19 protein-coding genes are annotated in these 22,206 nt (G+C 70.9%); 12 read left to right on the top strand and 7 right to left on the bottom strand.

Going from position 1 to position 22,206, the window contains the following annotated elements:
- Window positions 1–50: 50 nt before the first annotated feature.
- On the bottom strand, window positions 51–1,052 hold the full coding sequence (locus ACFWY5_RS49920) for an EAL domain-containing protein (protein ID WP_379639192.1): 1,002 nt from the start codon (window positions 1,050–1,052) through the stop codon (window positions 51–53).
- Window positions 1,053–1,715: 663 nt separating this feature from the next.
- Between ACFWY5_RS49920 and ACFWY5_RS49915 the strand changes: the two genes are divergently transcribed.
- From ACFWY5_RS49915 to ACFWY5_RS49895, 5 genes are all read left to right on the top strand, one after another.
- The gene (locus ACFWY5_RS49915; RefSeq protein WP_379639191.1) at window positions 1,716–2,384 is read left to right on the top strand and encodes an acVLRF1 family peptidyl-tRNA hydrolase; all 669 of its coding nucleotides are present in this window, start codon (window positions 1,716–1,718) and stop codon (window positions 2,382–2,384) included.
- Window positions 2,385–2,472: 88 nt separating this feature from the next.
- The gene (locus ACFWY5_RS49910; RefSeq protein ID WP_379617718.1) at window positions 2,473–4,071 is read left to right on the top strand and encodes an ABC-F family ATP-binding cassette domain-containing protein; all 1,599 of its coding nucleotides are present in this window, start codon (window positions 2,473–2,475) and stop codon (window positions 4,069–4,071) included.
- 113 nt (window positions 4,072–4,184) lie between these two features.
- Window positions 4,185–4,400, top strand: coding sequence for a helix-turn-helix domain-containing protein (locus tag ACFWY5_RS49905; RefSeq protein ID WP_157247547.1), 216 nt, complete (start codon window positions 4,185–4,187; stop codon window positions 4,398–4,400).
- A 123-nt stretch (window positions 4,401–4,523) separates the two neighbouring features.
- Entirely contained in the window at window positions 4,524–5,345 is an 822-nt protein-coding gene (locus tag ACFWY5_RS49900; RefSeq protein WP_379639190.1) for an enoyl-CoA hydratase/isomerase family protein, read from the top strand.
- 39 nt (window positions 5,346–5,384) lie between these two features.
- Window positions 5,385–7,271: an ABC transporter ATP-binding protein gene (locus ACFWY5_RS49895; RefSeq protein WP_379639188.1), complete on the top strand. Its 1,887-nt coding sequence runs from the start codon at window positions 5,385–5,387 to the stop codon at window positions 7,269–7,271.
- Here ACFWY5_RS49895 and ACFWY5_RS49890 read toward each other — a convergent pair.
- Window positions 7,243–8,127, bottom strand: coding sequence for a sulfotransferase family protein (locus ACFWY5_RS49890; protein ID WP_379617726.1), 885 nt, complete (start codon window positions 8,125–8,127; stop codon window positions 7,243–7,245). The two genes, ACFWY5_RS49895 and ACFWY5_RS49890, sit on opposite strands and share 29 nt — an antisense overlap.
- Window positions 8,128–8,169: 42 nt before the next feature.
- On the opposite strand from ACFWY5_RS49890, the gene ACFWY5_RS49885 reads away from it, so the two are divergent.
- The 4 genes from ACFWY5_RS49885 to ACFWY5_RS49870 all read left to right on the top strand — a co-directional run bounded on the left by ACFWY5_RS49885 (window position 8,170) and on the right by ACFWY5_RS49870 (window position 12,136).
- Window positions 8,170–8,895 (top strand): NAD-dependent deacetylase, encoded by a 726-nt coding sequence (locus ACFWY5_RS49885; RefSeq protein ID WP_379617788.1) that lies wholly within the window; start codon window positions 8,170–8,172, stop codon window positions 8,893–8,895.
- Window positions 8,882–9,793: an LD-carboxypeptidase gene (locus tag ACFWY5_RS49880; RefSeq protein WP_379639187.1), complete on the top strand. Its 912-nt coding sequence runs from the start codon at window positions 8,882–8,884 to the stop codon at window positions 9,791–9,793. The genes ACFWY5_RS49885 and ACFWY5_RS49880 overlap by 14 nt, the downstream gene beginning before the upstream one ends.
- 43 nt (window positions 9,794–9,836) lie before the next feature.
- Window positions 9,837–10,754 carry a hypothetical protein gene (locus ACFWY5_RS49875; protein WP_379617730.1) on the top strand — a complete coding sequence of 306 codons (918 nt, stop codon included), beginning with the start codon at window positions 9,837–9,839 and terminating at the stop codon, window positions 10,752–10,754.
- Between the two features lie 80 nt (window positions 10,755–10,834).
- The gene (locus ACFWY5_RS49870; protein WP_379617732.1) at window positions 10,835–12,136 is read left to right on the top strand and encodes a lanthionine synthetase LanC family protein; all 1,302 of its coding nucleotides are present in this window, start codon (window positions 10,835–10,837) and stop codon (window positions 12,134–12,136) included.
- A 149-nt stretch (window positions 12,137–12,285) separates the two neighbouring features.
- Here ACFWY5_RS49870 and ACFWY5_RS49865 read toward each other — a convergent pair whose 3' ends face one another.
- Window positions 12,286–14,040 carry a glycoside hydrolase family 15 protein gene (locus ACFWY5_RS49865; RefSeq protein WP_379639186.1) on the bottom strand — a complete coding sequence of 585 codons (1,755 nt, stop codon included), beginning with the start codon at window positions 14,038–14,040 and terminating at the stop codon, window positions 12,286–12,288.
- Window positions 14,041–14,124: 84 nt separating this feature from the next.
- A complete protein-coding gene (locus ACFWY5_RS49860) occupies window positions 14,125–14,730 on the bottom strand; it encodes a YitT family protein (RefSeq protein ID WP_379617736.1) in 606 nt (201 codons plus the stop codon).
- Between the two features lie 72 nt (window positions 14,731–14,802).
- Here ACFWY5_RS49860 and ACFWY5_RS49855 point away from each other — a divergent pair, with 72 nt between their 5' ends.
- Complete coding sequence (locus ACFWY5_RS49855) at window positions 14,803–16,230, top strand: PLP-dependent aminotransferase family protein (protein WP_379617738.1); 1,428 nt, start codon at window positions 14,803–14,805, stop codon at window positions 16,228–16,230.
- A gap of 72 nt (window positions 16,231–16,302) precedes the next feature.
- Here ACFWY5_RS49855 and ACFWY5_RS49850 read toward each other — a convergent pair whose 3' ends face one another.
- The 3 genes from ACFWY5_RS49850 to ACFWY5_RS49840 form a co-directional block, all read right to left on the bottom strand.
- Window positions 16,303–16,797, bottom strand: coding sequence for a hypothetical protein (locus ACFWY5_RS49850; RefSeq protein WP_379617740.1), 495 nt, complete (start codon window positions 16,795–16,797; stop codon window positions 16,303–16,305).
- Window positions 16,798–16,924: 127 nt separating this feature from the next.
- A complete protein-coding gene (locus tag ACFWY5_RS49845) occupies window positions 16,925–17,944 on the bottom strand; it encodes a hypothetical protein (RefSeq protein WP_379639184.1) in 1,020 nt (339 codons plus the stop codon).
- A 68-nt stretch (window positions 17,945–18,012) separates the two neighbouring features.
- Window positions 18,013–19,851, bottom strand: a complete 1,839-nt coding sequence (locus ACFWY5_RS49840; RefSeq protein WP_379639183.1) for an AMP-dependent synthetase/ligase — start codon at window positions 19,849–19,851, stop codon at window positions 18,013–18,015.
- A gap of 151 nt (window positions 19,852–20,002) precedes the next feature.
- On the opposite strand from ACFWY5_RS49840, the gene ACFWY5_RS49835 reads away from it, so the two are divergent.
- Window positions 20,003–21,490: a peptide MFS transporter gene (locus tag ACFWY5_RS49835; RefSeq protein ID WP_379617746.1), complete on the top strand. Its 1,488-nt coding sequence runs from the start codon at window positions 20,003–20,005 to the stop codon at window positions 21,488–21,490.
- Between the two features lie 10 nt (window positions 21,491–21,500).
- Window positions 21,501–22,115: a trimeric intracellular cation channel family protein gene (locus ACFWY5_RS49830; protein ID WP_379639182.1), complete on the top strand. Its 615-nt coding sequence runs from the start codon at window positions 21,501–21,503 to the stop codon at window positions 22,113–22,115.
- The last annotated feature ends 91 nt before the right edge of the window (window positions 22,116–22,206 follow it).

Genomic DNA, 22,206 nt, shown 5'->3' with positions numbered 1-22,206 from the left:
CGCACGCGAGGCCGCGAGACAGGGCCGATCCATCACGGTTTCACGACATGTCAGGCCTTGGAGACATGCCGGATCAAGTCGGAGACGCGGACGATGCCCAGGCAGCGGTTCAGCTCGTCGGTCACCACCAGGTCGTCGTACACGCGCATCGAGTCGCGCCCCGCCGCCTGCATGGCCGCCACCGCCGGGGTGGTCCGCGGCACCGTCCTCGGCGGGTCGGCCAGCCGGTGGGCGGGCTTCTTGCCGTGCAGCGCGTGCCCGTAGCGCGCCGCGAACGACAGCAGGAACCGGCTGCGGTCCAGGCTCCCCTTGGGCCGCTGGTACTCGTCGACCAGGATCACGCTGGAGATCGACGGCTCGTGCCCGAACGCCGCGACCACGTCCTCGGCGTTGGCCTGGGCGGGCAGCGTCACCGCCGGCAGCAGCAGCTCCTGAACCCGCGGCCCCAGCATGAACGCCTCGGGAGTCTCCTCGGGCGCGGGCAGCGGCACCCGCACCCGCCCGTCGGGTCCCGGGGCCAGCAGCGGCCCGTAGGCCAGCCGTACGCCGCAGTTGCGCGCCGCGCCCAGCTCCGCCTCGTCCTCGACGCCGGGCGCCAGCACATGCGCTCCCAGCCCGCGGGCCAGCGTCGCGGTCGCGCGCGCCACCGCGACGCTGCGGTGGTCGCGCGGCATCCGCGCGACCAGCTCCGTCTCCAGCAGCAGCAGGTACGGCGAGGCCTGCGACACCAGATCCAGCGGCACGCCGCCGGACCCGCTGAAGGCCAGCAGGTATCCGTGGGCCCGCAGCCCGTCGAGGCCGACCTTGAACACGTCCTTCTCGGTCTCCCCACACGTACCCCGGAGGGTGAGCACCACCTCCCGCGGGTGCCGGCCGGCCCGGCGGAGCGCTTCGTGGAGCGGGGCCAGCGCGCCGGCGCCGTTCAGGACCACCTGGACGGGCAGGTCGAGCAGCAGCGGCAGCGGTCCCTGAGGGATGCTGTCTGTGGCGTGCGTCGCGATGACCGCCCCCGTGTCAAGATCTACAACAGGGGCTGTGAACTGGGAAGACACGCCAAAATGATCCGCCCGGCAAGTGGTGCGGCATAAGTGCCGGGAAACGAAGTTCACCGACATTTCAGCAGGTGTTCCTTACCACCGAACCCCTGAATTGGCCACCCCCAACTCCCGCCCACGCCTGGAACCCACCCCACCTGCACCCCAGGCCCCACCACCCCCGCCGGCCCCCTGTGAGACCCTCACGCCCCAGCCCCCACCCACCCTGACCAGAACCCCGCCCAAGCCCCAACGGCCCCTGACCAGAACCCCAAACACAACCCCATCCCCAGCCTCCACCCGTCACCTGCCACGAGGCGGAGCGTGCCGGACAACACGTGCCGCACGAGAGAGCCATGCTCGGGGCATGCCCTGGGGGGAGGCGCTGGCGCAGAGGAAAGAGTGCGCCGGCGCGGGGGCTGCCCGAGGGCAAAGCAAGGGCGCGGGCACGACGCCGGGGCAGGGAGGTAGGTTGCCCACGGAGGTGGGTGACGAAGGGTCGTTGCGGTGGGGACCACGTCCGACGTGAGAAGCGATCCCCACGATCGGCGCCCGCGCACGGCGGCGGGTGGTGGATGGGCGGCGACAGCCGTAACGGATAGGCGTCCTTAGGACAGATAGGGCGGCCCCAAAGCGGCCGCCCTCCAGAGAGAGAACAGAAGAGAGAGATAAGGTGCGGGGGTGGGGCCGGCGCGGGGTGGGGGGAGATGGGTGGCGGTCGCGCCTGGGCGGTTGAACAGGTGGATCGATGGGTTCGCCGACCGGCATGGGGCGTTCGAGGCCAGTGGGGATGACCTGGTCGTGCGGCTGCGGGCCGCGGACGGGGCGCTGGCGGAGATGCACGTGCCGTTTCCGCCGCTGGTCCAGGGGGCGCCGTTCGTGTCGAGGTTCGTGGCGCATGCTCAGCGTGAGCGGCGGGTGGGCGTGGTGCTGGTGCGGCTCGGCGGGTATGCGGCGGGGGTGTTCCAGGGGAGCGAGCTGGTCGCGTCCAAGGTGGGGTCGCGGCTGGTGCAGGGGCGTACGGCGGCCGGCGGCTGGTCGCAGCAGCGGTTCGCCAGGCGGCGCGCGCTCCAGGCGAACCAGGCGTTCGAGGCGGCGGCCGAGACGGCGCTGCGGGTGCTGACGCCGCACCTGGACGGGCTGGAGGCCGTGGTGTTCGGGGGCGACAGGAAGGCCGCCGACGCGCTCAGGGCCGATCGGCGGCTGGCGCCGCTGGTGGCGCTGGAGGTGGAGCCGTTCCTGGTGGTGCCCGATCCCAGGCTGGCGGTACTGAAGGAGGCTCCGGAGCAGTTCCGCGCGGTGCGCATCCGGGTGGTGGACCCCGAGCCCGGTGGCCACGCGGGACCGTAGACTGGCCGCATGCACACTCCCGGTTAACCGGCGCAAGCATGCCCACGTCTCCGACGTCCTTTCCTAGCCCGGGAGCGTCCTTTCAACCATGATCCTTGCTACTGACATCGAGCTGCGCGCCGGTGCGCGTCTGCTGATCGAGAAGGCCAACTTCCGCGTCAATCCAGGCGACAAGATCGGACTTGTCGGCCGGAACGGGGCGGGCAAGACCACGTTGACCAAGGTGCTGGCGGGTGAGGGCCTGCCCGCCGCGGGCACGGTCACGACGACGGGCGCGGTCGGCTACCTGCCGCAGGACCCGCGTACCGGCGACCTGCAGGTGCTGGCGCGCGACCGCATCCTGTCGGCGCGCGGCCTGGACGAGGTGCTGCGCAAGCTGCACCAGGCGGAGCTGGCGATGTCCTCCGCCGACGACAAGACCCGCGAGAAGGCCGTGCGCAGGTACGGCAGGCTCGAGGACCAGATGCACGTCCTGGGCGGCTACGCGGCCGAGGCGGAGGCGGCCTCGATCGCCTCCAGCCTGGGCCTGCCGGACCGGGTCCTGAAGCAGCCGCTCGAAACGCTCTCGGGCGGCCAGCGCAGACGCGTGGAATTGGCACGCATTCTTTTCAGCGGAGCGGAAACTCTCCTTCTCGACGAGCCGACAAACCACCTTGATGCAGACTCAATCGGGTGGCTTCGTGATTTTTTGCGATCACATCACGGCGGGTTGGTGATCATCAGTCACGACGTCGGTCTTCTTGAAGCGACGGTCAACAAGGTCCTCCACCTCGACGCCAACCGCTGCGTGATCGACCACTACAACGTCGGCTGGAAGGCCTATCTGGACCAGCGCGAGACCGACGAGAAGCGCCGCAAGCGCGAGCGGGCCAACGCCGAGAAGCAGGCGGGCGCGCTGCTGGCGCAGGCCGACAAGATGCGCGCCAAGGCCACCAAGGCCAAGGCCGCCCAGGACATGATGCGCCGCGCCAACCGCCTGCTGGCCGGCACCGAGGAGGAGCGCCAGAGCGACAAGGTCGCCAAGCTGCGCTTTCCCGACCCCTCCCCGTGCGGCAAGACGCCGCTGCAGGCCGTGGACCTGTCGAAGTCCTACGGCTCGCTTGAGGTCTTCACCGACGTCGACGTGGCCATCGACCGAGGTCACCGGGTCGTCATCCTCGGGCTCAACGGCGCGGGCAAGACCACGCTGCTGCGCATCCTCGGCGGCGTCGAGGATGCCGACACCGGCGAGATCCGCCCGGGCCACGGCCTCAAGATCGGCTACTACGCCCAGGAGCACGAGACCCTGGACGCCGATCGCACCCTCTTGGAGAACATGCGCTCGGCCGGCGGGGAGTTCACCGACACCGAGCTGAGAAAGGTCCTCGGATCTTTCCTGTTCACCGGCGACGACGTTGACAAGCCGGCGGGGGTGCTGTCAGGAGGGGAGAAAACTCGGCTGGCCCTTGCGCTGCTGGTGTTGTCGAGCGCCAACGTCCTCCTCCTGGACGAGCCCACTAACAACCTCGACCCCGTCTCCAGGGAGCAAGTCCTCACCGCTTTGCGGTCGTATTCAGGAGCAATCGTCCTGGTTACCCATGACGAGGGTGCCGTTGATGCTCTTTCACCGGATAGGGTGATCTTGCTACCAGACGGAACTGAAGACGCGTGGAGCGAGGAATTTTCCGATCTTGTGGCACTCGCCTGATCTGAATTTGAGTGGGTACGGATCTTTTCCCGTGGAGTAGGTAGCCGATCCCGCTGAAATGACTGATCATGGCGGTGTAACGCTGCGGAAGTCTGGCACTACAGGAGGTACTCGTGGCCGAGACTCTGAAGAAAGGCACCCGGGTGACCGGGGCCGACCGCGACAAGCTGGCCGGTGATCTCAAGAAGCGCTACGCCGCGGGTGAGAGCATCCGCGCCCTGGCCGCTTCGACCGGTCGCTCCTACGGGTTCATCCACCGCATCCTCAGCGAGTCCGGAGTGACTCTGCGCGGGCGCGGCGGGGCGACCCGAGGCAAGTCCAAGCGCTAAGGCCGCCTCGGAACGTCGCGACCGCAGCCGCTTCGTCTCCAGTCGACCGGCCGTCGCGCCCGGGTCAGAATCTTATTCTGTAAGCTCGGGCGCGACGGCACAGCGACGGATCGGAGCGAGGCGATGGCGGAAGCGAAGGCGCCTTATCAGCGCGGGGGGAGTGCGAGGGACGCCTCTTTCGAGGAGGCGGGCCTGCGCTTCGAGGTGGACGGTGAGATTGCCACGATCACGCTCGCACGACCGGAGAAGCGGAACGCGCAAACGTTCGCGACCTGGTCGGCACTGGCCGGCATCGGCGACAGCCTGCCGGAGCGGGTACGCGTCGTCGTGGTGAGAGGTGAGGGACCGTCCTTCTCGGCAGGGATCGACCTACGCATGTTCACCCCTGAGGGGGTTCCGGGACAGGGCTCGTTCAGCTCTGTGGCCCGGCAGGATCAGGACACGTTCGACAAGGGGATCGAACGAGCACAGCAGGGCTTCCTGTGGTTGCGCCGTCCGGAGATCGTCTCGATCGCGGCCGTTCAGGGCCATGCGATCGGCGCCGGATTCCAGCTCGCGCTCGCCTGCGATCTACGGATCGTGGCCGATGACGTCAAATTCTGCATGAAGGAGCCCGCACTGGGCCTGGTCCCCGACCTGACCGGCACCAAGCCGCTGGTCGAGCTGGTGGGCCTCGCCAAGGCGAAGGACCTGTGCCTGACCGCCCGCGTCGTCGGCGCGGAGGAGGCCTTCCGGATCGGCCTGGCCGAACAGGTCGTCGAACCGGGTGAGCTGGCGAAAGCCGTACAGGAGAAGGTCGCGCAGCTGCTGTCGACCAACAGGGAAGCGGCCGCGGCGACCAAGCGTCTCCTCCAGGGGGCGCAGACGCGCACCCTGGAGGAGCAGAGTGCCGCCGAGCGGACCGAGCAGGCGGCGCGGATCCGGGCGTTGTTCGCCGGGAGCTGAGAGGGGAACAGCCGCAGACGCCCACGTGCTGACCAGACAATGGCGATGATGGGTGGCGGGTTCGGCCCGCAGGCGATGCGCTCGCTGCGCCGTGACGAGTCGGTCATGGACCAGCGGCTGACGCCTGGCACCGTGCGGCGCATCGCCGCCTACGCGCGGCCGTACAAGAAGCAGATCACCGCGTTCCTGTTGCTGGTCGTGGCGGGCGCGGTGATCGTGGTGGCCAACCCGCTGCTCATGAAGGCCATCATCGACGACGGCATCCTGCCCAAGCGGCCGGGCGTGGTGATCGCGCTGGCCGTCTCGATCGCCGCGCTGGCCCTGCTGGACGCGGGGCTGACGCTGGCGCAGCGCTGGTTCTCCTCGCGCATCGGCGAGGGCCTCATCTACAACCTGCGCACCGAGGTCTTCGACCACGTGCAGCGCATGCCGGTGGCCTTCTTCATGCGCGCCCAGACCGGCGCGCTGGTCTCCCGCCTCAACACCGACGTCATCGGCGCCCAGCGCGCCCTGACGAGCACGCTGTCGTCGGTGGTGTCCAACGTCATCAGCCTCCTGCTCGTGCTCGGCGCCATGCTCGCGCTGTCGTGGCAGGTCACGCTGGTCGCGCTGGTGCTGCTGCCGGTCTTCATCGTGCCCGCCAAATGGGTGGGCCGCCGCATGTCCGTGCTGACGCGCGAGCAGATGCGGCTCGACGCCGAGATGAGCTCGGTGATGACCGAGCGTTTCAACGTGGCGGGCGCGATGGTCGCCAAGCTGTACGGCCGGCCGCAGGAGGAGACCGACCTGTTCGGCAAGAGGGCGGCCAGGGTGCGCGACGTCGGCGTGACCGTCGGCATGTACGGCACCGTCTTCCGGGTCGCGCTCGGCCTGGTCGCCGCCCTGGCCACCGCGCTGGTCTACGGCATCGGCGGCGTCATGGCCACCCGCGACGTCTTCGAGCTCGGCACGCTGGTCGCCCTGGCCGCGCTGCTCATGCGCCTGTACGGCCCGCTGACCTCGCTGTCCAACGTGCACGTGGACGTGATGACGGCGCTGGTCAGCTTCGACCGGGTCTTCGAGGTGCTCGACCTCAGGCCGATGGTCGCCGAGAAGCCCGAGGCCAGGCCGCTGCCCGACGGGCCGGTCACGATCACCTTCGACGACGTGCACTTCCGCTACCCGGCCGCCGAGGAGGTCTCGCTGGCCTCCCTGGAGTCGGTGGCCCGCCAGGACACAGGCCCGTCGCACCCGGTGCTCAAGGGCGTCTCGTTCACCGCCGAGCCGGGACAGCTCATCGCCCTCGTCGGCCCCTCGGGAGCGGGCAAGACCACGATCACCTCGCTGGTCTCGCGCCTGTACGACGTGAACGAGGGCGCGGTGCGCGTCAACGGCGTCGACGTGCGCGAGGCCACGCTGGCCTCGCTGCATGACACCGTGGGCGTCGTCATGCAGGACGCGCACCTCTTCCACGACACCATCGGCGCCAACCTTCTCTACGCCAGGCCCGGCGCCGAGGAGGAGGAGATCTGGGAGGCGCTGCGCGCGGCGCAGATCGCCGACCTGGTCGAGGCGCTGCCCGACCGGCTCGACACCGTCGTCGGCGACCGGGGCTACCGGCTGTCCGGCGGGGAGAAGCAGCGCCTCGCGCTGGCCCGGCTGCTGCTGAAGGCGCCGCGCGTGGTCGTGCTGGACGAGGCCACCGCCCACCTCGACTCCGAGTCGGAGTCGGCCGTGCAGCAGGCGCTGAAGACGGCGCTGGCCGGGCGTACCTCGCTGGTCATCGCCCATCGGCTGTCGACGATCCGCGAGGCCGACACGATCCTCGTCGTCCAGGACGGCCGCATCGCCGAGCGCGGCGGGCACGACGAGCTGCTGGAGCGCGGCGGGCTGTACGCCGAGCTCTACCGCACCCAGTTCAGCTCGACAGGTAGCCCAAGCGGGTGAGCTCCTGCCTGGCGACCTTCTCCACCAGGGCCAGGTCGTCGGGGCGCAGGCCGGAGCGCCAGGAGCCGACCTTCGGGGTGGGCCGGCCGTACAGGGCGACCTTCGACACGCGCGTCTCCAGAAACTCCGACACCGACGCGATCGTCTGCGCGGGCCGCAGCACGAGGTCCTCGTAGCGCAACGTCAGCAACTGCTCGGCGGGCAGGTCGCGGCGCAGGGAGGCGCTCAGGCGCACGGCGCTGCGCCAGCGCAGCGCCGACTTGCCCGCGGCCGGCATGTCCTTCCAGCGCTCGCGGTGCTCGTCGCGGCTGAGCCCCAGGAACGCGTTCGGGAACTCGGTGCCCTCGGCCAGCATCACCGGACGGAACCAGGCCAGGCACGACGGGTCGGCCAGCATGTCCACCGCGACGTCGCGGCCGTCGCGGATCAGCTGCAGGAACCGGGCGTCGGGGAAGGCCTGCCGCAGCACCGGCGCGCTGTAGAGCAGGTCGGGGCTGGCGTCGCCGAAGCGGGTCACGGTGTTGGTGGCCACGCACGGGCCGAGCCCGGTCACGCCGCCCGCCTCGCGGCAGGTCTCCGGGCACAGCCCGCACGAGCCGCGCAGCACCTGCCACGACTCGGCCAGCGAGTCGCGCAGCACGCGGACGGCTCCCGGACCACCGGCGATGGACGGTTTGCGGGCGAAGGCGTAGACGACGTTGGCCACGCAGGCCCTGCCCGTCGTCACGTGGAAGCCGGGGGAACGTTTCAACGCGCGGGCGAGCAGGTCCGTACCCGAATGCGGAGCTCCGAGCAGGAACACCGGGCGGCGGACCTTGATGCCGTTGACCACGAGGATGTGAGGCGGAAGTCGCATACGGCATCCAAGTGTGGCACCGTTTGCCAGGTGAGCGAGCCAATGTCGGTGACCGTCCTGACAGGTGCGGGAATCTCCACGGATTCCGGGATTCCCGACTTTCGCGGGCCCCAGGGAGTATGGACGAAGGACCCCGCCGCCCAGGAGCTGTACACCATCGACAACTACCTGGCCGACCCCGACGTACGGCGCCGCGCGTGGATCGGCAGGCGCGAGCACGCCGCCTGGGACGCCCGCCCCAACGGCGGCCACGCCGCCCTCGTCGAGCTGGAGCGCGCCGGACTGCTGCGTGCCCTGGTCACCCAGAACATCGACGAACTGCACCAGCGCGCGGGCAGCTCGCCGGAGAAGGTCATCGAGCTGCACGGCACGCTCTTCCACGTCGTCTGCCTGTCCTGCGGGCTGCGCACGCCCATGCGCGAGGTGCTCGACCGGGTCGAGGCGGGGGAGGAGGACCCGCCCTGCCCGGAGTGCGGCGGCATCCAGAAGGCCGACACGATCTCCTTCGGCCAGTCGCTCAAGCCGCTCGTCATCCACGCGGCGCTGGACGCGGCGCGGTCCTGCGACCTGTTCCTCGCCGTGGGCACGTCGCTGACCGTGCATCCGGCCGCCGGGCTGTGCGGCGAGGCGATCGACGCCGGCGCCCGCCTGGTCGTCATGAACGCCCAGCCCACCCCCTACGACGACTTCGCCCACGAGGTCGTCCGCGAGCCGATCGGCCAGGCGCTGCCGGCGCTGGTGAAGGAGCTGGTTCATGCGGCCGGGTGACACCGTCGCCGTCGTCTCCCCCTCGGGGCCGCCCGACGCCGTCCGGCTCGCGCGCGGGGTGGCGCTGCTGGAAGGGCTCGGCGTGCGGGTCGTGGTGGGCGCGCACACGATGGCGCGCCAGAACCTTCCCTACCTGGCCGGCTCGGACGCCGCGCGCGCCGCCGACCTGCAGGCCGCCTGGTGCGATCCGGCCGTCACCACGGTGTTCTGCACCAGGGGAGGGTACGGCGCCGCCAGGGTCCTCGACCTGCTGGACTGGAACGCCATGCGGGCCGCCGGGCCCAAGACGCTCGTGGGGTCGAGCGACGTGACGGCTCTGCACCACGCGTTCCGGGCGGAGCTGGGGGTGGCGACGCTGCACGGGCCGATGCCGGCCTGCACGACGTTCTCCGACGAGGGCGGGCCGGAACCGGCGACCTGGGCGTCGCTGACCGGCGCGCTGAAGGGCGAGCCGTGGTCGGTGGCGGGCACCTCGATGCTGTCGCAGGCGCCCCCGGGAGCCGCCGGTCGGATCGCCGGTCCGGTCGCCGGGGGGAACCTGTCGGTGCTGGCGTCGTTGTGCGGGACCCGGTGGCAGCCACGCTTTACCGGAAATATCGTGTTTTTGGAGGATGTGGGGGAGGCGCCTTACCGCATCGACCGGATGCTCACGCAACTCCTGCGGGCTGGGGCCTTCCAAGGAGTGCTCGGCTTTGCGCTCGGCTCCTGGGAGGAGTGCGGGGACCCGTACCCCGTTCTGCGGGAGCGGTTGCTGCCGCTCGGCGTCCCCGTGCTGGCCGGGCTTCCCGTGGGACACGGCACTCCGCAGCTGAGTATCTGGCTTGGTGCGCTTGGTGCTATCGATACCGAATCGTGCTCGCTGGCTGGTCAGTTCAGCGACGTCGACACGGCAAGGTAGGAGAAACACGCAGGGACGAAACCGGCATGAGGGGATAGAGCGCGTGAAATTCTTCAGGCGTGAGCCGTCCCGCCGCCGCCCTGAGGACGTGGACCTCGATTCGCTTCTCGCCCTGGTGGCGGACTCGCTGGGCTACGGCTGCGACTTCGCCGCCGACGGTGCCACCCTGACCCTGACGCCCGGCCCGGACGGTGGCGTCCGGTCGGCGTTCGACCTGGGCAGGGACACCCGGCCGATGCGTGACGGCCTTGTGCTGGTCCGGCTGACCGGCCTGCGCAGGGAGGCCGGTCGACGGCCCCGCGAGGACTGGCCCACGCTCGTCTCCGAGCATCTCGGCAACGCGGTCTCCGGCGACCTGGTCGACTTCTGCGACCTGGACCAGGTGCGCACGCTGCTGCGGACCCGTGTGGAGGCCGTGGACGCCGTCGAGGACCTGACCCGCGTCGTCGGCCGCCACCTGAACGGCGACCTGGTGGAACTGCTGAGCGTCGGCCCCCGCCTGATCCGCCCGGAGGAGGCCGGCTGCTGGCCGCTGCCGTCGGCCAAGGCGCTCGAACTGGCCTCCAGGAACGTGCGCGAGGGCGAGCGCCTGACCGTCGAGTCCATCGAGCTGTCCGGCACCCCCGTCACCCGCCTGACCGGCCCCTCCCCGACCGCCCCGACACACCTGCGCTGGCTGCCCGACTACCTTCCGGTGCCGAGGGACGGGGTGCTGGTGGTCCTGCCCGACCCGTACACGCTGCTGGTGCACCCGGTCAACGGCCTCGGCGTCGTGCGCGCCATCGAACGGCTGCGCCTGCACGCCGCGCGGACCGACGGCCTGAGCGACCAGGTGTACTGGTGGCACGAGGGCCGCCTGACCCATCTGCGGGCCGACATCGTTCTGCACGAGGGCCACGCCCGCCTCGTGGTCACCCCGCCCCCGGACTTCGCTCAGGTCCTCGCCCGCCTGGCCGTCTGAGCCCGCGTTCCGGCACCTTCTGCAGGGGATGACTCCCCGATCCCTTAATTTCCTACCAAATGTGTGGGATAGTAGCGAGGGTGAGCCACGAGCGGACCACTCCTCTGAACGCGGCCATCCTGGCCGGACGCTGGATCAGGTCGGCGGGGTCCGACCACGGGCACGGGCGGCGCTGGCGGGCCAACCCGGACCACCGCGGCCGCGCGGCCGTGGGATCGGAACCGGCCTCCCTGTACGCGGGCGCCGCCGGTATCGTGCTGTTCTTCCTCGACCTGGCCGCCGCCACCGGCCACGAGGCGTACCTGGAGGAGGCCCGCCAAGGCGCCCGGTACCTGGCCGCCACCTGGCGGCAGCAGCAGGACCTCACGCTCTACCACGGCCTGGCCGGGACCGTCTTCGCGCTCACCGAGGCCGGATGGGTGCTGGGGGAGGAGCGGCTCGAAGACGAGGCGCGGGCCGCGGCCGGCCACATCGTCGCCAGGGCCCGCCCGCTGACAGGAGGGCTCGGCTGGTCGAACGACCCCGCCCAGCGGGGAGACGGCGGGATCGTGCTCGGGCTGCTGCGCGCCGCGGCCATGCTCGGCGTGCCCGCCTACGAGCGGGCGGCGCTGGAGGCGGGCGAGCGCATCGCGGCGCAGGCGGTGCCGGGGCACCGGTTCGGGGACTGCCCCGGCATCCCGACCGACGCGGTCACGCCCGGCTTCTACAGCGGTACGGCCGGCACCGCCTTCCTCCTGGCCCGCCTGTACGGCGTCACCGGCGACGAGCGTTTCCTGGAGGCGGCCAGGCGGGGCTCGGGGTTCGTCAGGTCGGTGGCGGTGGTGACGGGCCACGCGGCGTACGTGCCGCACCACGTGCCCCACGGGCGGGGGCTGCACTATCTCGGCTACTGCTCCGGCTCGGCGGGTGTGGCCCGCATGTTCTACGAGCTCTACCGCGTGGCCGGCGATCCGGGCGACCTGGACTGGACCGAGCGCCTGGCCGCCGGGATCATCGCCAGCGGCGTGCCGTACCAGCAGACCAACGGCTACTGGAACTCCGCCTGCCAGTGCTGCGGGACGGCCGGTCTCGTGGAGCTGTTCGTGGGGTTGTGGGCGGCGACGGGGCGCGAGCCGTACCGGGAGTACGCGCGCACGCTCGCCGAGCACCTCATCGGACGGGCGACCGGGCACGACGGGCGGGGGAATCGGTGGTACCAGGCCTACCGGCGGCTGCGGCCGGGGGAGGTGAGCGCGGACACCGGCTACATGGTCGGGGCCGCGGGCATCGGGGCTGCGCTGCTGCATCTGGACGCGGCCGAGCAGGAGGGCGAGACGCGCCGGGTCATCCTGACGCCCGACAACCCCTTCCCGGCGATCCCGTCCCCGGCTTTCTCGCCTTGACAGAGGAGCTCCGATGACCTCCTTCGCCCCGCCCGAGGACACGCACCATCGGGGCCCTGCGTGACCCCCGCTCCCGCCGCCCGGGCGGCCTCATGATCCGGTACGGCCGCGCCGCCGCGGCGGCCGTACCGTTCACCCGGCGGGACGGGTCACGACAGGGCGCGGGCGGCGTGGACCAGGGGCACGTGGCTGAAGGCCTGCGGGAAGTTGCCGACGAGCCGGGCGTAGCGGGGGTCGTACTCCTCGGCCAGCAGCCCGAGGTCGTTGCGCAGCCCGAGCAGGCGGCCGAACAGCTCCTCGGCCTCCTTCTTGCGGCCCTGCAGTGCCATGACCTCGACCAGCCAGAAGCTGCAGGCCAGGAAGGCGCCCTCGGCTCCTGCCAGGCCGTCGACGTCGTTGTCGGCGGCCACCGGGTAGCGCAGCACGAACCCGTCGGACAGCAGTTCCTTCTCGATGGCCGCCACGGTGCCGGTGACCCGCGGGTCCTCGATGGGCAGGAAGCCGACGAGCGGCATGAGCAGCAGCGCGGCGTCCAGCTCGGTCGAGCCGTAGGACTGGGTGAAGGTGTTGCGCACGGGGTCGTAGCCCTTGTCGCAGATCTCCGCGTGGATCGTGTCGCGCAGTTGCCGCCAGCGTTCGAGCGGGCCGACGCGGCCGAATTCCTCGCAGTAGCGGACGGCGCGATCCAGGGCGACCCAGCACATGATCTTGGAGTGGGTGAAGTGGCGGCGCGGGCCGCGTACCTCCCACAGGCCCTCGTCCGGCTCGTCCCAGTGCTCCTCGACATAGGCCAGCAGCTCGCGCTGGATGGACCAGGCCCGGTCGTCGGCGCCCAGGCCCATCTTCCTGGCGACGAACAGGCAGTTCATGACCTCGCCGTAGACGTCGAGCTGGAGCTGGTTGACGGCGCCGTTGCCGATGCGCACCGGGCGGGAGTCCTCGTAGCCGTCCAGCCAGGTGAGCTCCAGCTCGGGCAGGCGGCGCTCGCCGGCCACGCCGTACATGATCTGGAGGTCCTGCGGGCGGCCGGCGATCGCGCGCAGCAGCCACGCGCGCCACGCGCCCGCCTCCTCGATGTAGCCCGAGCTGATCATGGCCTCAAGGGCGAGGGTGGCGTCGCGCAGCCAGCAGAAGCGGTAGTCCCAGTTGCGCACGCCGCCGATGTCCTCGGGCAGCGAGGTGGTGGGGGCGGCCACGATGCCGCCGGTCGGCGCGTAGGTGAGCGCCTTCAGCGTGATCAGCGAGCGGACGACGGCCTCGCGGTGGGGGCCCTCGTGGGCGCACCTGGCCACCCATTCCGTCCACATGGCCTCGGTCTCGCTGAGCTGGCCCTCGGCGGAGATCTGGGGAGGCATCGGCTCGTGCGAGGGGTGCCAGGTGAACACGAACGGCAGCCGCTGGCCCTCGCGGACGGTGAACGTGGCGCGGTGGGCGTAGTCGCCGCCCTTGAGCGGGACGGGGGAGTGCAGCCAGACCGAGTCGGGCCCGCCGATGGCCTGCAGGTGGCCGTCGCTGCGGCGCACCCACGGCACGATGCGGCCGTAGTCGAAGCGGACGCGCAGGTGGGTGCCCATCTCGACCTCGCCGGAGACGCCCTCGACGATCCGGACGACGTCGGGGTTCTTGTCACGCGGCGGCATGAAGTCGATCACGCGGACGGTGCCGGTGGGGGTGTCCCACTCGCTTTCCAGGATGAGCGTGTCGGGGCGGTAGCGGCGTCTGGTCGCCGGGTTCCTGCCGGTGGGGCCGAGCCACCAGTGCCCGTTGCGGTCGCCGCCGAGCAGGGCGGAGAAGCACGACGGTGAGTCGAACCTCGGTAGGCACAGCCAGTCGATGGAGCCGTCTCTGCCCACCAGGGCCGCCGACTGCATGTCCCCGATCATCGCGTAGTCCTCGATCCGCATGGGACCGACGCTACCCGCCCGCGGGGTGGTCCCGTGGAAGCTATCGATCATGTCGCGTCATGTCCGTCAGCTTCCACGGGGGGTTCAGGGGGTCTCCCTCGTCAGCGGGAACCAGCGGGTGAACATCTGCGTGAGCGGGCCGATGGCCAGGGCGAAGACGAGGGTGCCGAGGCCGAGCGTGCCGCCGAGCAGCCAGCCGACGCCCAGCGCGGTGATCTCGATGAGGAAGCGGCCGAGCCGTACCGACAGGCCGAGGCGCATGAGGCCGGTCATGATGCCGTCGCGCGGTCCGGGACCGAGACCGGCGCTGATGTAGAGCGCGGTGGCCAGGGCGATGGTGACGACGGCGGTCAGCAGGTACGTCCAGCTGAGCGCCCAGTGGCCCGGGGTGGGAAGCAGCCAGAGGGCGGCGTCGGCGAACAGGCCGAGGAAGACGACGTTGCTGATCGTGCCGATGCCGGGCTTCTGCTTCAGCGGGATCCACAGCAGCATCACCAGCGCGCCGACCGCGATGATGATCGTGCCGATGGTCAGGCCCGTCCGGAGTGCTACGCCCTGGTGGAAGACGTCCCACGGGCTGTTGCCCACGCCGGACTCGATCTGGAGGCCGATGCCGAGGCCGTACAGGGCCAGGCCGCCGTAGAGGCGCAGGAGACGGGACGGGAGGGAACCCACGGTAGGGACGGACATTTCGCTCATAGTGGTCTCATGGTGGCAGGGGATTGGGTTGCGCCAAAAGGGCCAATCGTGAAAAGTGGCCTTATGAGGTTCTTGAGTGCGGCGCAGGTCGCGAGGCTCGTCGCGGTGCCGCGCGACGCCCGGCCCTACTACCGCGCGCTGGCCGGCGCGGTACGGGCGCGCATCCTGGACGGCCAGATCCCGGTCCGCGTGCGCATGCCCGCCGAGCGCCATCTGGCCGAGCAGCTCCGCGTCAGCCGCACCACCGTGACCTCCGCCTACGACCTGCTGCGCGAGCAGGGCTACCTCGACAGCCGCCAGGGCTCGGGAAGCTGGACGGAACTGCCCGACCCGGCCACCACCGTCGACAACCCGTGGCTGTCCACGGGCGACGACGGGCTGCTCCAACTGCACTGCGCCGCCCCCGGCGCCCCCTCGCACCTGCGCCAGGCCATGCTGGAGGCGGTCGACGACGTGGGCCGCTACGGCATGGGCAACGGCTACGACCCGATGGGCCTGGCCGTGCTGCGCGAGCGCATCGCCGCCCACTACGGCGCCCGCGGCCTGGCCACCCGGCCCGAGCAGATCCTCGTCACCACCGGCTCCCAGCACGCCATCCAGCTCGTCATGGGCCTGCTCGTCGGCTCCGGCGACACCGTGCTCGTCGAGTCGCCCACCTATCCGCACGCCATCGACGCCGCCCGCCAGCGCGGCGCCAGGATCGCGCCGGTCGGCATCACCCACGCGGGCTGGCAGGCCGACCTCGTCGCGGGCGCGATGCGGCAGTCGGCGGCCAGGCTCGCCTACCTGATGCCCGACTTCCAGAACCCCACCGGGGCGCTCATGGACGACGCCACCCGGGCGGCGGTGGTGGGGGCGGCCCGCCGTACCGACACCATGCTGCTCATCGACGAGACCTGGGCGGAACTGGCGATGGAGGAGGTGCCGGGGACCGCGCCGATGGCCGCCTTCGACACCGACAGCCGCGTGATCACGATCGGGTCGGCGTCCAAGCTGTGGTGGGGCGGGCTGCGTATCGGCTGGATCCGCAGCACCGAGGCGCTCACCCGCCGCCTGGCCCTGCACCGCGCGGCCGTCGATATCGCCAGCCCGGTGATGGAACAGCTGATCGTGGCACGGCTGTTCGACCGGATGGAGGAGACGCGCGCCGAGCGCCGCCGCACGCTGCGCGCCTCGCGTGACGCGCTCGTCGCCGCGGTGCGCGCGCACCTGCCCGAGTGGAGCTTCACCGTCCCGCGTGGCGGCGGCACCCTGTGGATACGGCTGCCGCGCGGCAACGCCATCGCCTTCGCCGAGGCCGCGGCCACTCACGGGCTACGGCTGGCGCCCGGCCCCTGGTTCGGCCTGGAGGGGACTCTGGAGTCCTACGTGCGCCTGCCGTTCACCCAGCCTCCGGCGGTGCTGGCCGAGGCGGCCCGCATGCTCGCGGCCGCCGACGCCCGCGGCCCGGTCGGCCCCCGCCCGGCCGAGACGCTCATCCCGATGGTCTGACTCCTGGAGCGTGGACGGCGAAACGCCCGGCCCCTCGGGACAAGAGGGCCGGGCGTTCCGCTTGCGCTGTGACTAGTGGCGAATGACCCGCACCCAGTCGGTCGCGGCCGAGCCCTCGAGGTACCTGCTGCCCTCGAAGACCGCCTTCCACGTGCCGGAGGTCCAGGCGCGGGCCCCGGTGTGGAAGTAGCCGCCGTTGTCCGTGCGGACCGTGTCGACGTAGTGCCAGCGGCCGGAGTAGTTCGGCTTGAAGAGGATCGTGATCCGCTTGCCGCCGAGCCAGTACCAGCTGCCCTCACGGCAGTGGTCGGCGTTGAACACCTGCACGTAGCCGTTGATGTAGTCCTCGTCGCACTGCACCGAGAGCTTGCCCTCAAGGCTCAGGCGCGAGCCCTTCCAGACCGGCTCCGGGTTGGCGTCGAACGACAGGCGGGTGTTGCCGCCGTCGCCGTAGTCGCCGGTGTCGAAGCCGAGGCCGGGAGGTTCGGCCATGGCGGGAGTGGCGGTCGCCAGCACGGCGGTGCCGAGCGCGGCAGCAGCTGCCGCGGCCGCGAGACGTCGCATCATCTAAGAAACTTCCTTCCCCGTCGAGACGTGCTCCGGGACAGAACACGTCTACGCCAATGACGCGCAAAGGCAGGGAAAGGTTGCCGCCAAAATGATCACGATTCGGCAACGACCGTTAAAGCGAAGGTCAAGGACGATCTCCGATGTGTTCGACAGAGGAGAGTTCCGCGGCGTAGTGACCGGTGCCCGGGAACCGGGCCCGCCACTGCCCCCTCGCCGGGCCCAGCACGGTCTTGCCGAACTTGCCCAGCTCCGAGGTGGTCGCCACGGCCTCCTGCCTCCACGGCGACTTCTCGTCACGGCGGTGCAGGATCTCCATGCGCTGGTTGCCGAACGGGGCGTAGTCGGTGAAGCCCATCGGGTCCACGCGGGTCAGCACGCCGCGCAGCCGTACGGCCTTCGTACCGGCCACCTTGGTGGCCTGCACCGAGGTCAGGCGGGTCTCCTTGCGCAGCTTGAACGACTTGTGCGCGGTCACGGTCCTGCCGTCGGGGCTCGTCGCCGTGGCGACGATCGTCCAGGTGCCCGACGGGTAGTAGCGGGTCAGGCCCTTCTCGGGCAGGAAGCGCCAGGTCTGCCAGCCGTCGCCGCGGCGCATCGGCCCGGCCATCTCCTCGTGCCACCGCGGAGCCTGCCCCGGTACGGCCAGCCCGGGTGCGGGCGGCAGCGGCGCGGGCAACGGCGGCACCTGGGAGGGCACGGCCGACGGCAGCACGGAAGGCGCCGCGGACGGCAGCGCGGACGGAAGAGCCGACGGCACCGCGGACGGCGCGACCGAGGGCACGGCGGACGGAACGGCGGACGGCGCGACCGACGGGAGGACGGACGGCGCGGCGGACGGGACCGCGGTGGGCGCGGGTAGCGGCGGCGGGGTCACCGGCGGCGGATCCACGGGGTCCACCGGAGGCGCGGGCACCCCGTCCGGTGGCGCGCCCGGGTCCACCTTGACGGTGACCCCTTCGCGGCCGTCCACCCCCTGGGCGACGACCTCGATGATGAGGCGGACCGATCCGGTGGGCCCGACCACCGGATCGGCCGGACGTATGGTGATCTCTCTGATGGCGGGCTCGCTCGCCGCGTCGGCCACCGGCACGGGTACCGCGAGGGCCCCCGCCGCGAGCGAAGCCAGAAGGACTCTACTGGTCATGATCAAGACGGTAGGAACCATCCGGTAATGGCCAGGGGTAGGACACACGCCCCCAACGGCAAAAGCCGTCAGTCCACGTAAAGCCCCTCGATGACGTCGGCGTACTTGGCGTGGATGACGCGCCGCTTCAGTTTCAGGCTCGGCGTGAGCTCCGCCGTCTCGGCCGTCCACTCGCTGCCGATCAGCGCCCAGCGCTTGACCTGCTGCACCCGTGCCAGCTTGGCGTTGGCCGCCTCAACGGCCCGTTCGACCTCCTTGAGCACCTCGCCGTTCTGGGCCAGCTCGGCCAGTGAGGAGAAGGCGATCCCGCGGGCCTGCGCCCACCCGGGCGCGAGCTCGGCGTCGAGCGTCAGGACCGCCACCGGGTGCGGGCGGCCGTCGCCGTAGGCGAGCGCCTGGCCGATGAGCGGGTGTTCCTTCAGGTGGCTCTCGATGTTGGCGGGCGAGATGTTCTCGCCGCCCGCGGTGATGATGAGCTCCTTCTTGCGGTCCACGACCCGTACGAAGCCGTCCTCGTCGATCGAGCCGATGTCACCGGTGTGCAGCCAGCCGTCCTCGTCGATCAGGGCCGTGCTCTCCTCCGGCCGGTTCAGGTAGCCGCCGGTGTTGAGCGGGCTGCGGGTGAGGATCTCGCCGTCCTCGGCGATGCGGATCTCGACGCCCGGCTCGGCCCTGCCGACGGTGCCGAGCTTGTAGTCGGCCGGGCTGTTGCCGGTGAAGGCGCCGGTCGTCTCCGTCATGCCGTACACGTCGATGACCTTCAGGCCGAGGCCGGCGAAGAAACGCTGCACCTCGCCGGGCAGCGGCGCGGCGCCGGTCGCGGTCCACTGGGCCTGGTCGAAGCCGATCATCGCGCGGACCACCGACAGCAGCGCCTTGTCGGCCTGGTCGTAGGCGGCCTGGATCTCGGGGGTGATGGTGCCGCCGTGCTGGCCCGCCTCGACGTAGGCGACGCCGGCCGCCATGGCCTGCCGTACCTGCTGCTGCTGTTCTTCCGGCTGGGTGGCGAGGACGGCCTGCAGGCGCGCCATCATCTTCTCCCACACGCGCGGCACGCCGAAGAACATCATCGGCCGGACCTGCCCCAGCGTGGCGCCGAGGTTGGCCAGGTCGGTGCAGAAGTAGACGTGCGAGACCTTCATCAGCGGCAGGTAGAGGCTGAGGACGCGCTCGGCGATGTGCGCGTAGGTCAGATAGCTGATCTGCGTGCCCTGGACGGGCAGCGTGGTGAGGCGGTCGGTGGAGGCCACCTCGTAGAAGACGTTGCGGTGGGTGAGCGGCACGCCCTTGGGCATGCCGGTGGTGCCCGAGGTGTACAGGACGGTGACGGTGTCGTCGGCGCGGACGGCCTGCCAGCGGGCGTCCACGGCGGCGCGGCCGGCGGCCAGCGCGCGCTCGCCGAGCGCCAGGAAGTCCGCCCACGGCAGGAACCGCTCGTCGCCCTCGGGCGCGCCGTCCAGCACGATGATCCGCCGCAGCTCCGTGAGCTGGTCCAGGACCGGCATCCAGCGGTCCACATCGGCGGGCCCGCCCAGCACGGCGTAGCGGGCGCCGACGTCGGCGGCCACGAAGGCGATCTGCTCGGCGGCGAAGGTCGAGTAGATGGTGCAGCCCACGCCGCCGGCGTGCACCGCTCCGAGGTCGGCGAGCACGTGCTCGCCGCGGTTGACCATCATCAGCGCCACGGCCTCGCCGGGCTCCAGCCCGAGCTCCGCGAACGCCGCCGCGATCGTCAGCACCCTCTCGCGCGCCTCGGCGTAGGTGAGCGTGCGCCAGCCCTCGCCCTCGGGGTCGGAGTAGGCGGGGGAGTCGGGATGGTCCGCGGCGACCTGTCTCAGCTGCTCGCACACGGTACGGCCGGCGATCTGCGACTCGATCTCGGCCCGTACCTCAAGGACTTCGGCCATGGCGCCCGCCTCCAGTCAGTATTCACTTGCACGAGTGGGATGCATCGCACCACACGCGGGGGGAAGCGGCAAGACCCTGTGAGACAGCTTCACGAGAGCGGTCACGTAGAGTGTTGGATCACATGCACAACGTGTCGTTCGGGGGGCGCGCATGAGCAGCAGCGGCAGGACGTTCTTCGGCCATCCCTGGGGTCTGGCCACGCTCTTCGGCACCGAGATGTGGGAACGTTTCAGCTGGTACGGCCTGCGCGCCATCCTGGCCACCTTCCTGGCCGCCTCCCCGGCCACCGGCGGCCTCGGCATGACCGAGGAGACCGCCCAGGCCGTCGTCGGCGTCTACGGCGCGCTCATCTACCTCGTCGCGCTGCCCGGCGGCTGGGTCGCCGACCGCATCCTGGGCGCCCGCAGGTCGGTGTTCTGGGGCGGCTTCGTCATCATGCTGGGCCACATCAGCATGGCCATCCCGGTCCAGGGACCGGTCTTCATCGCGGTCGGCCTGCTGCTCATCATCACCGGCACCGGCCTGCTCAAGCCCAACATCTCGGTGATGGTCGGCAAGCTCTACCCCGAGGGCGACGACGGCCGCCGCGACTCCGGCTTCTCGCTGTTCTACCTGGGCATCAACCTCGGCGCCTTCTTCGCCCCGCTGGTCGTGGGCTGGCTGGCCGCCGGCGACCGCTGGCACCTGGGCTTCGGCGCGGCGGCGGTCGGCATGGCGCTCGGCCTGGTGCAGTACACCCTCGGCCGCAAGCAGTTGCGCGGCGTAGGCGACCGGCCCGGCGAGCCGCTGACCCCGGCGGAGCGCACCAAGGTGCTGCGGCTGACGCTGGTCAGCGTCGTGGTCGTGCTGGCCGTCCTGGCCGTCTGGATCGCCAGCGGCACCTTCGACCTCGACCGCTTCACGCTGGTCGTGACCATCGTCATCCTGGCCGTGCCGATCGTCTACTTCCTCTACGTGCTGCGCGGCCCCCACGAGCTGACCGCCGACGAACGCTCCAAGATGAAGGCCTACATCTGGTTGTTCGTCGCCGCGGCCATCTTCTGGATGATCTACGACCTGGCGCCGAGCAAGCTGCTGTTCTTCGCCCAGAACAACACCGACCTCAACCTGCTGGGCGTGCCGATCCAGGCGGCCACCACCCAGTCGTTCAACCCGCTGTTCATCATGATCTTCGTACCGGTCTTCGCGGCGCTGTGGCTCAAGCTCGGCAACCGGGTCAGCACGCCGCAGAAGTTCGCGTTCGCGCTGATCATGGTCGGCCTGAGCTTCGTCGTGATGGCGCTGGCCGCCAAGCTCGCCGAGAGCGGCAAGGTCAGCGTGTGGTGGCTGGTGCTGGTCTACCTCATCCAGGTCTTCGGCGAGCTGTCGCTGAGCCCGGTCGGGCTTTCGGTCACGACCAAGCTCGCGCCCGCGGCCTTCAAGGGCCAGATGCTCGGCGTCTGGTTCATCGCCGTCTCGGTCGGCGACGCCGTGGGCGGCCAGACCGGCAGGCTGAGCAGCGTCATGTCCGACACCACGTACTACCTGGTGCTCGCCGCGATGGCGATTGTCGCGGGGGTGGCGCTGTTCATGTTCGTGCGCAAGCTGAGGGAGATGATGGCCGAGCACGACACGCCGACGATGCCCCCGATCCGGTAAAACATCCACCGTGTCCGAAATTCTCGACCTGGCCGGAATCTTTGTCTTCGCCCTCACCGGGGCGCTCATGGGCGTGCGCAAACGGCTGGACGTGGTCGGGATGGCGGTGCTCGCCTCGATGACCGCGCTGGGCGGCGGCATCGTCCGCGACCTCATCCTCAACGTACGGCCCGCCGCCTTCCAGAGCCTCGGCTACGTCCTGGTGCCGCTCGCCGCCACGGTCATCGTCGCCTTCTGGCATCCGCACGTGGCCAGGGTCATGCCCGCCATCATGATCCTCGACGCGGCCGGCCTCGGCCTGTTCTGCGCCGTCGGCACGGAGAAGGCCCTCGAATACGGCCTGAACCCCCTGCACGCGGTCCTGCTGGGCGTGACCACGGCGGTCGGCGGCGGCATGCTGCGCGACCTGCTGGCCGGCGAGATCCCGACCCTCCTGTACGACCGCCAGCTCTACGCCGTGCCCGCGATGGTCGGCTCCGCCGTCATGGGCGCCCTGTACGTCTACGACCTGCACGGCTGGCCCGCGACGCTGGCCGCCGCCGTGATCGCCTTCGTCCTGCGCATCGCCGCCATGAGGTACGGCTGGCGCGCCCCCCTGGCCCGCGGCGTCCGCCCCGACGGCTAGCTGTTCTGTCCTGAGAGGTTAGGTACGCGGTTGGCGGGTGGTTGGCCGCCGAGTGCGGTGTGGCCGCGGTGGTGATTGTAGGCGTGTAGCC

It is taken from the genome of Nonomuraea sp. NPDC059007, assembly GCF_042740555.1.
Lineage (GTDB): Bacteria > Actinomycetota > Actinomycetes > Streptosporangiales > Streptosporangiaceae > Nonomuraea.
The sequence above is the reverse complement of the archived record's forward strand: the minus strand, read 5'-3'. Positions and strand labels throughout refer to the sequence as shown.

Coding starts and splice junctions, on each gene's coding strand:
- ACFWY5_RS49910 (WP_379617718.1), top strand. CDS start 2,473: ATGATCCTTGCTACTGACATCGAGCTGCGCGCCGGTGCGCGTCTGCTG.
- ACFWY5_RS49900 (WP_379639190.1), top strand. CDS start 4,524: ATGGCGGAAGCGAAGGCGCCTTATCAGCGCGGGGGGAGTGCGAGGGAC.
- ACFWY5_RS49895 (WP_379639188.1), top strand. CDS start 5,385: ATGGCGATGATGGGTGGCGGGTTCGGCCCGCAGGCGATGCGCTCGCTG.
- ACFWY5_RS49890 (WP_379617726.1), bottom strand. CDS start 8,127: ATGCGACTTCCGCCTCACATCCTCGTGGTCAACGGCATCAAGGTCCGC.
- ACFWY5_RS49885 (WP_379617788.1), top strand. CDS start 8,170: ATGTCGGTGACCGTCCTGACAGGTGCGGGAATCTCCACGGATTCCGGG.
- ACFWY5_RS49880 (WP_379639187.1), top strand. CDS start 8,882: ATGCGGCCGGGTGACACCGTCGCCGTCGTCTCCCCCTCGGGGCCGCCC.
- ACFWY5_RS49865 (WP_379639186.1), bottom strand. CDS start 14,040: ATGCGGATCGAGGACTACGCGATGATCGGGGACATGCAGTCGGCGGCC.
- ACFWY5_RS49860 (WP_379617736.1), bottom strand. CDS start 14,730: ATGTCCGTCCCTACCGTGGGTTCCCTCCCGTCCCGTCTCCTGCGCCTC.
- ACFWY5_RS49855 (WP_379617738.1), top strand. CDS start 14,803: ATGAGGTTCTTGAGTGCGGCGCAGGTCGCGAGGCTCGTCGCGGTGCCG.
- ACFWY5_RS49850 (WP_379617740.1), bottom strand. CDS start 16,797: ATGATGCGACGTCTCGCGGCCGCGGCAGCTGCTGCCGCGCTCGGCACC.
- ACFWY5_RS49845 (WP_379639184.1), bottom strand. CDS start 17,944: ATGACCAGTAGAGTCCTTCTGGCTTCGCTCGCGGCGGGGGCCCTCGCG.
- ACFWY5_RS49840 (WP_379639183.1), bottom strand. CDS start 19,851: ATGGCCGAAGTCCTTGAGGTACGGGCCGAGATCGAGTCGCAGATCGCC.
- ACFWY5_RS49835 (WP_379617746.1), top strand. CDS start 20,003: ATGAGCAGCAGCGGCAGGACGTTCTTCGGCCATCCCTGGGGTCTGGCC.